An 8,885-nucleotide genomic window follows, 5' to 3' on the forward strand; every position below is an offset into this window, starting at 1 on the left:
GCCAGGCGTGTGCCTCGAACGTGGCGATGGCGTTGGCAGCATGCACATAAGTGATGTCAGCAGGCTGATCGATATCGTCATAGGCGGCGCGAAACAGCTCGACATAGGCGGGGATCTCCCGCAGCCGTTGCGCCAGCAGTTCCCAGACAGCCGGCAGGTCACCGGCCGCGGCGGCATTGGCCACCGGGTTTTCACCGGCCTGACCGGCCATTTCGGTGCCGGAAGTGACCGGGAACATCGCCTGCACCGCGAGTACGTTATCCAGTCCGGCCGGCAGGTCGGCACCGGCGGGGCTCAGAAAACCCTGCGGCTGCGTAGCGTCGACTGCGACGCGCCCATCATGAAACATCACCCGGAACTCGCGGGCGCCGAGGTTGAATACAGGAGGCGCGTTACGCGGCACGCGTTCGTGAATCTCATCGGCGCCGATCCCGGTGTCGCGCGTTACGCCCAGACCGTTTCCGCCTTCGCCCACCGGCAGCGACAGGCCGTCACCGGTATCAGTCAGTGAGTGATGGCAGCTGGCGCAGGAAATATTGAAATTGCCACTCAGGATCTTGTCGAAAAACAGGTTCCGCCCCAGTTCGACCTTTTCTGCAGCCGGACGACCGTTGTCGTAATAGTCGGAATCTTTCACCGCGCCGGTGGCGAAAGCCGCCGTGGTGAAAACTGTCAACCCCGCGACGCCGCAGGCTGCTGCGACAAAAAGATGTTTCATTTGATGCTCTCCGGACCGTGGCTTGACTGTAGCTCCGCACGAGCTGGCAGGTACAGTCTTATAAATAATCTTTCCCCCCAATTATAGAGGATGGCCGGTTCGTCGGAAAGCCAGTTCCAGGGACAGTTCACTTAACAGTTTCAGGGACAGTTCACTTAATTGCATGCAATTAAGTGAACTGTCCCTGAAACTGGGCGAAGTGCTTATCATTTCGCAACGGAATTAAGTCGTATTCTCAGACGTCGGGCAGTCCGGAACCGGTGCGAGCCAGGTAATCGTTAAGTGCCAGTATCTCCAGGTTGTCGGCATTGCGGTGACGCAACGCTTCAACCACTGCTGTAGCCAGCTGCAGGTCAGTTATCAGCGGCACACCATAATCAACGGCACGGCGGCGTATGAGATAGCCGTCGGGCCGGCCGAATTCGTCATAAGTCCGTGGCACATTGATGACACAGTCCACTTCGTCGCGCTCGATCAGTTCCAGCGCCGTCAGGCCTTCGCCCGGCCGTTTGCCGACTTCGGTGCAATCGATGCCAAGCTGGCGCAGCGCCTCGGCCGTGCCGGCAGTGGCAAAGACCGGGAGTTTCAGTTCATCGGCGATGATCCGCGCCTCGTCGCCAAACAGGTATTTTTCCTGCAGCGGACCCAGCGACAGCAGCACACCCTTGCGCGGGAAACGGAAACCGGTGGCCAGCATGCCGTGCAGCAGCGCCTCGTGCAGGTCGCTGCCCAGGCAACCGACCTCGCCGGTGCTGGCCATCTCCACGCCCAGCATGGGGTCAACGCCGAACAGGCGGGAGAAGGAAAACATCGGTACTTTCACGCCGACATAGTCCAGGTCAAGGCTGTTGTTGTTTACCTCGGCCTTGCTGCCGAGAATGCGACGCATCGCTTCGGCTGCATAGTTGGCGCCGGTAACTTTCGAGACAAAAGGAAAGCTGCGTGAAGCGCGCAGGTTGCATTCAATGACCTTTACCGCGTTCTGTTTTGCCAGGAACTGCATGTTGAACGGCCCGGTTATCGCCAGCTCCCGCGCAATGACCGAAGCAATCTGCCTGACGCGTCGAATGGTTGGCAGGTACAGCCGCTGCGGCGGCAGGACCAGCGTGGCATCGCCGCTGTGCACGCCGGCATCCTCGATATGTTCGCTGATCGCCCAAAGCACCAGCTCACCGTCGCTGGCAACCGCATCAATCTCGATTTCGCGTGCGTGTGTTTCGAATTTCGATACCACAACCGGATGTTCCGGCGACACGCGCCGCGCGCGCGACAGGATATCGGCCAGCTCGGTGGGCTCGTGCGCCACGCTCATGGCCGCGCCACTGAGCACGTAGCTCGGCCGCACCAGCACCGGGAAACCGCCGAGGCGCTCTACCGTATTTGGCGCTTCGGTGACATCGGTGACGTGAAACCAGCGTGGCTGGTCGATGCCCAGCTCATCGAGCAGTGAGCTGAACTTGTTGCGGTCTTCGGCGCGGTCGATGTTTTCCGGGCTGGTGCCCAGGACCTTCACACCGGCATCGTGAAGCCGCTTGGCGATGCTGTTGGGTACCTGGCCGCCCATGCTGACGATGACGCCGTCGGGCTGCTCGATTTCGTACAGGTCCATGACTGATTCAAAACTGATCTCGTCGAACACCAGCCGGTCACACATGTCGTAATCGGTGCTTACGGTTTCCGGGTTGTAGTTGACCATGATGGTCTCGTAACCCTCGGCAGCTGCCGCTTCGACAGCGTTCACACAGCACCAGTCAAACTCGACGCTTGAGCCGATGCGATAAACGCCCGAGCCGAGCACCATGATTTTCTTGTTTGTTGAGGGCTCGACGTCGCTGCGGCTGGCGTGATAAGTCGAGTAAAGGTAATTGGTGTTGGCCGGGAATTCCGCCGCCAGCGTGTCGATCTGGGCCAGCTGCGGGCGGATGTCGTATTCATGACGCAGGGCGCGTACGGAGCCGCGCTCGCCACCGGTTATGGTCTCGATAGCCTGGTCGGAAAACCCCAGCTGCTTCGCGCTGTGCAGCTGGTCAGCATCCGGCGCCCTGCCGCCGTCGCTGAGCTGCTTGTGCATGGTGACGATCGGCTCCATACCGTGCAGGAACCATGGATCGATACGGGTGATCTTTGCCACTTCGTCCGTCGTCATGCCACCACGCAGTGCCCGCGCCAGCGCAAACACGCGTCGCGGCGTGGCGTTTTTCAGCTCTTCTTCGAGGTCGTCGAAGCTGAAGGCATCAGGGTCAAGTCCGTCGACACCGATATCGAGCATGCGCAGCGCTTTCTGTATGACTTCGGCAAAGGTGCGGCCGATAGCCATCACCTCGCCCACGCTTTTCATTTCGCTGCCAATCTGTTTGGTGGCGCCGTGGAACTTGGTCAGGTCCCAGCGCGGCACCTTGCACACCAGGTAATCCAGTGCCGGTTCGAAAAAGGCCTTGGTGCGCCGGGTAATGCCGTTGGGAATTTCTGCCAGGTTGAAACCCAGCGCCAGTTTTGCTGCGACGTAGGCCAACGGGTAACCGGTTGCCTTGCTGGCCAGCGCGCTGGAGCGCGACAGCCGGGCGTTGACCTCGATAACGCGGTAATCGACGCTGTGCGGGTCCAGTGCGTACTGGATGTTGCACTCGCCGACTACGCCGAGGTGCCGCACCGTCTTGATCGCGATGGTGCGCAGCAGCTGGTACTCCTCGTCGTTGAGCGTCTGCGACGGGGCCACGACGATCGATTCGCCGGTGTGTATGCCCATCGGGTCGAGGTTTTCCATGTTGCACACGGTCACGCAGTTGTCCTGTGCATCGCGGATAACTTCGTACTCGATTTCTTTCCAGCCGCGCAGGCATTCCTCGACCAGCACCTGCGGCACGCCGCCGGCAAACGCGCGGCGCAGTGCATCGTCCAGGTCCGGTTCGCTTTCGACTATGCCGCTGCCCTTGCCGCCAAGCGCAAACGCGCCGCGCAGCATGACCGGGAAACCGATTTCGGTTGCCGCCTTGCGTGCGCTGGCGGCATCGTTGCAGGCAAAACTGCGTGCAGTCTTTACATCAATTTCGTTGAGCCGGTCGACAAAGCGCTGACGGTCTTCGGTGTCCTGGATCGAGGCTATCGGCGAACCGAGCACCGTGACGCCATGTTCGAGCAGCACGCCGCGCCGGTCCAGCTCGATACCGCAGTTGAGCGCCGTCTGGCCGCCAAATGACAGCAGGATAGAATCGACGTTTTCTTTCTCGATGATCCGGGTGACAAAGTCCGGCGTAACGGCGTGCAGGTAGACCCGGTCGGCCAGCGTGGTGCTGGTCTGGATGGTCGCGATGTTCGGGTTGACCAGCACGGTGTAGACGCCTTCTTCTTTCAGCGCCTTTATTGCCTGCGAGCCGGAATAATCGAATTCGCCGGCCTGGCCGATTTGCAGCGCGCCCGAACCCAGCACCAGTGCCCGTTTTACGTGTGCTGGTTTCATGTGTTTTTCAGCTCCCGCACCTGCTGCAGGAAATCGTCAAACAGGAAGCCGGTATCGGTGGGCCCGGGATGCGCTTCGGGGTGGAACTGCACGCTGTAAAACGGCCGGTCGGTACAGCGTATGCCCTCATTGGTTTCATCGTTGACGTTGACGAACCAGGGTTCCCAGCCGTCGGGCAGCGTGTCATCACGTACCGCGTAGCCATGGTTCTGACTGGTGACATAGCAGCGTCCGGTGCGCCGGTCCTGTACCGGCTGGTTACAGCTGCGGTGACCGTAGGGCAGCTTGTAGGTATCGCCACCGGCAGCGAGCGTGAGTATCTGGTTGCCCAGGCAAATGCCGAAGATCGGTTTGCGCCAGGTTTTCATCAGTTCGCCCAGCCGGCCGATGAGCACATCGAGGTCTTTGGGATCACCCGGCCCGTTGCCGATCAGGATGCCATCGGCATTCGCGGCATGGGGTGCCAGTTCGGCATGCCACGGGATGCGGTTCACGCTGGCGTCGCGCGCCAGCAGTGAGCGGACGATGTTGTCCTTGGCGCCGATATCGATGAGCAGGATATTGGTGTCGCCGCCGTCGTAGCGCACAGGTTCATGTGGCGCCACGCGCAAAAAAACTTCACGTTCCATGTCGACGGTCGCGGCGCCTTTTTGTGCGGCAGCGACCGGCGCGTCGGCCGGCAGCAACCAGCCACGCATGGTGCCATGCGCGCGCAGGTGACGGGTAAGCGTGCGCGTGTCGATACCGGTAACGGCGGGGATGTTTTCTGCGCGCAGCCATTCGGCCAGCGAACGCGTCGCGGAATAGTGACTGTAGTGGTCGACGTAGTTCTGCACGACCAGCGCCTGCACCTGGATCCGGCCGGATTCGTAAGGGCCGTCCAGCGTTGCTTCCCGGCGTGGCGCCGGCACGCCGTAATTGCCGATCAGCGGATAGGTGGTTACCAGGATCTGGCCACAGTAGGACGGGTCGGTCAGCGTCTCGATGTAGCCGGCCATGCCGGTGTTGAATACCACTTCGCCGGCGACCGTCGTATCCGCGCCGAATGAACTCCCGGCCATCTCGGTGCCGTCTTCAAGCAGTAGTCTGAGATCTGGCTTCATTCGGCCTGCTTCTTTGTTACAAGTTCGTTGAATCCGGGCGCGCCAATCAGCGATTCGGCAACCCGCCGGGCCATCACTTTACTGCCAGCATCGGTGAAATGCACCGAATCGGCGAAATGCACCGGATCACCCGGTATATCGTTTTCACCGTCTACCAGGTGCAGGTCCAGGCGCTGGGCCACGGTGCGAATGGTTTCATTGTAAGTTGCAAAACCCTGCAACAGTCCCGTAATGGTCATGTACGGCATGTAATACAGGCCGGTTACGGCGGCCGCGGCCTGCTGCTTGTCGGTCTGGTCCGGGCGCAGATGGGTGCTGAACGTAACCAGCGCAACAAAATCGGCGACCTGTCCGGCCGCCGTGCCCAGTTCCACCAGCGCAGCCTCGAACGGCGCGGCGAGGGCGGCAGTGTCGACTGTGAGCTTTGGTTCTGCGTCCGATGCCTGCGCCTGTTGCGTGCGCACTCGCAGGTTCTTCTCAACCAGGTACGACAGCAGCGAGTACTCAGACAGCCAGCTCAACCCGTCCTCGGTACGTTCGCGTGCGACACCTTGTCGGACCGCTTCCTCGTAGCTGTAAAGCGACAGGTCATTGGTGGCGTGATAAATGACAACGGCATCGGGTTCTAGTTGCTGCACCCGGGCGCGCAGGTTTTTCAGCGAGGTTTCGGCGGCGTAGCCGGGCACGCCGGCATTGATGTATTCGAACCTGACCTGCGGCCAGCGCTGCTGCAGCTGTTGTATTACAAGGTGTGGCCAGTTGGCCTCATTGCTGCTTACCTCGGCGCCGTACGTGGTCGAGCCACCAAGAAACGCAATGCGCAAGACGCCGGGTGGCTTCGGGTTGCTCAGCTCGGGGCTGCGAAAACCCAGGCTGTTAGTACGGATGCCGCCGCGGTCGATGGAGGGCAGCGGTACGCGCAGACCGCTGTCGCTGTCTTTTGTAAATGTGTCCTCGACACCCCACATGTCGCCGTGCTTGACGTAGTGGCGCACCCTGACCGCTCCTTCGGCCAGCAGCACCAGGATGACGGACAACACTGCAAGGACGACCACCACGAGCGCAGCCTGCTGCCAGCGGGCAAGATCGTCGAGCTTGCTCATCGCGAGGCGGTCACACGTTTGCCTAGAATATGGTGTAGATAAACGGTGCCAGCGCGGAACCCTGCGAGAAAACGATGAGCGCGCCGAGCAACAGCATCACGATGATAAGCGGCGCCATCCAGAACTTGCGTCGCTCGCGCATGAAAGACCACAGGTCTTTGATGAATTCCATCAGAAAGGTTTCTCCAGGTTTTCTTTTGGCGCCTTGTGGCTGGTGACGCGGTAGCTGGGCATCTCTTTGTCCAGCTTGCGCGCCATCGGGTCGCGGCTGATCAGCTTCATCACCAGCGCCATGGGCAGCAGCACGCCGAAAAACACTATCCCCAGTATCAGCGGCGTGGTCAATTTACTCATGAACAGGCCGAAGTGCATCCAGCCGCGGTATACCGGCCGCAGCACCGCCGGCACGATCAGCCCGCAGGCGACCAGTACACTGCCGGCAATCCACGGCCAGCGCGGGATCGGCACCTCCAGCAGCCATGGCAGCAGCAGCGCGAAGATCACAATAATGGCGCCGGCCATGGTAAAGCCGAAGTTGCGCAGGCCCTTGCGGTCCAGTTCGGGAATCGTATGCATCATCAGTCCAGCTCGAACTCTTCGCGCCAGGACTCGTCTTTTTCCCAGTGCGGCTGATCCGGCTTGGCAAGCACGAAGTTCTCGACCACCAGGTAGTCCATCTCGGTACGCATGAAGCAGCGATAGGCGTCTTCAGGCGTGCACACGATGGGCTCGCCACGCACATTAAAAGAGGTGTTGACCAGAACTCCGCAGCCGGTGCGTCGCTCGAATGCGCTGAGCAGGGCGTGATAGCCGGGGTTGGTATCGGCATGCACAGTCTGGATGCGTGCCGAGTAGTCGACGTGCGTGATGGCCGGCAGCTCGGAGCGCTTGATATTAAGTTTTTCTATACCGAAGAGGCTCTTTTGTTCATCGCTCATCGGGATGCGCAGGCTCTCTTTCACCGGCGCGACAATCAGCATGTACGGGCTGGGCTGGTCCTGCTCGAAGTAGTCGGACACACGTTCTGCCAGTACCGACGGAGCAAACGGCCGGAATGACTCGCGGTACTTTATCTTGAGGTTCATCACCGACTGCATTTTTGCGCTGCGCGGATCGCCGATGATGGAGCGACCGCCCAGTGCGCGCGGGCCAAACTCCATGCGGCCGCGAAACCAGCCGATGACTTTTTCATCTTCGAGGTATCCGGCCAGCTGATCGAACAGCTGGTCATCATCGAGACGCTGGTAGCTGGCGTTGAATGCGTCCAGCTGGCGGCGTATTTCGTCATCTTTGAAGCGTGGCCCCAGGTAAGAGCCGGCCATGCGGTCCTTGCCGTTAACCTGGCGCTTGCCATCATGGTAGTCATGCCAGGCAATGGCGGCTGCCCCGAGCGCGCCGCCGGCATCGCCGGCTGCCGGCTGCACCCAGATGTTTTTGAACGGCCCCTCGCGCTGGATGCGGCCGTTGGCTACGCAGTTGAGCGCGACGCCACCGGCCAGGCACAGGTTTTCCTCGCCAGTCTCCTTTTGTACTGTGCGGGCCAGGCGCAGCACGACTTCCTCGGTGACTTTCTGTATTGACGCAGCGATGTCCATTTCCTTTTGTGAGATCGCTGTTTCGGGTTTGCGTGGCGGGCCGCCGAACACCGCGTCGAACTTCTCGTTGGTCATGGTCAGCCCGGTGCAGTAGTTGAAGTGCTGCATATCGAGCCGGAACGTGCCGTCGTCCTTGAGGTCCAGCAGCTTGTCCAGGATCAGGTCGACGTACTTCGGTTCGCCGTAGGGTGCCAGCCCCATCAGCTTGTATTCGCCGGAGTTGACCCGAAACCCGGTGTAATAGGTAAAGGCCGAGTAGAGCAGCCCGAGTGAATGCGGGAAGTCGATTTCCCACAGTGGTGTGAGTGTGTCGCCGTCACCGCGCCATACTGAAGTTGTTGCCCATTCGCCCACACCGTCGAGACACAGCACGGCGGCTTTTTCGAACGGGCTGAAAAAGAATGCCGATGCGGCATGCGACTGGTGATGTTCGGCGAACAGCAGTTTTGGCAGTTCTTTCTCGCTGCAGTCCGCGAGCGACATCAGTTCTCTTTTCAGCGTGGTTCGCAGGTAGAGTTTTTCTTTCAGCCACACCGGCATCGCGGCGAGGAACGAGCGGATACCCTTCGGTGCGTAGCTGAGATAAGTCTCGAGCAGGCGCTCGAACTTGACCAGCGGCTTGTCGTAAAACACCACGTTGCTGAGTTCAGTGAGCTTTACCCCGGACTCTTCCAGGCAATAGCGGATGGCGCCGACCGGAAAGTGTGAGTCATGCTTTTTGCGTGAGAAACGTTCTTCCTGCGCTGCGGCCAGCACCTCGCCATCGGCCAGCAGTGCCGCCGCGCTGTCGTGGTAGTAGGCCGAAATACCCAGTATGTATCGAGGTTGAGACATGTATAACAATGAGCCTGCCGCGTGGTCCGGGTGCACACTAATACCGGAACTTGCGGCCGAGGGAAAGCAACCCGC

At 60.4% G+C, this 8,885-nt stretch carries 7 protein-coding genes; all 7 read right to left on the reverse strand.

Features of this window, described 5'->3' with window-relative positions; translation table 11 throughout:
• Window positions 1-718 (reverse strand): cytochrome-c peroxidase (locus tag HKN06_09505; protein ID NNF61547.1); only part of this gene is annotated, 718 nt, incomplete at its 3' end.
• 235 nt (window positions 719-953) lie between these two features.
• Window positions 954-4,175, reverse strand: coding sequence for a carbamoyl-phosphate synthase (glutamine-hydrolyzing) large subunit (gene carB, locus HKN06_09510; protein NNF61548.1), 3,222 nt, complete (start codon window positions 4,173-4,175; stop codon window positions 954-956).
• Window positions 4,172-5,278, reverse strand: a complete 1,107-nt coding sequence (gene carA / locus HKN06_09515; protein NNF61549.1) for a glutamine-hydrolyzing carbamoyl-phosphate synthase small subunit — start codon at window positions 5,276-5,278, stop codon at window positions 4,172-4,174. Before carA ends, carB begins: the two co-directional genes overlap by 4 nt.
• On the reverse strand, window positions 5,275-6,381 hold the full coding sequence (locus HKN06_09520) for a hypothetical protein (GenBank protein NNF61550.1): 1,107 nt from the start codon (window positions 6,379-6,381) through the stop codon (window positions 5,275-5,277). Before HKN06_09520 ends, carA begins: the two co-directional genes overlap by 4 nt.
• Before the next feature lie 22 nt (window positions 6,382-6,403).
• On the reverse strand, window positions 6,404-6,553 hold the full coding sequence (locus tag HKN06_09525; GenBank protein NNF61551.1) for a hypothetical protein: 150 nt from the start codon (window positions 6,551-6,553) through the stop codon (window positions 6,404-6,406).
• Window positions 6,553-6,960 (reverse strand): sxtJ, encoded by a 408-nt coding sequence (locus HKN06_09530; GenBank protein ID NNF61552.1) that lies wholly within the window; start codon window positions 6,958-6,960, stop codon window positions 6,553-6,555. The genes HKN06_09525 and HKN06_09530 overlap by 1 nt, the downstream gene beginning before the upstream one ends.
• Window positions 6,960-8,810 carry a carbamoyltransferase gene (locus HKN06_09535; GenBank protein ID NNF61553.1) on the reverse strand — a complete coding sequence of 617 codons (1,851 nt, stop codon included), beginning with the start codon at window positions 8,808-8,810 and terminating at the stop codon, window positions 6,960-6,962. The genes HKN06_09530 and HKN06_09535 overlap by 1 nt, the downstream gene beginning before the upstream one ends.
• Window positions 8,811-8,885: the final 75 nt, after the last annotated feature.

The organism is Gammaproteobacteria bacterium, assembly GCA_013003425.1.
GTDB lineage: Bacteria > Pseudomonadota > Gammaproteobacteria > Steroidobacterales > JABDKV01 > JABDJB01.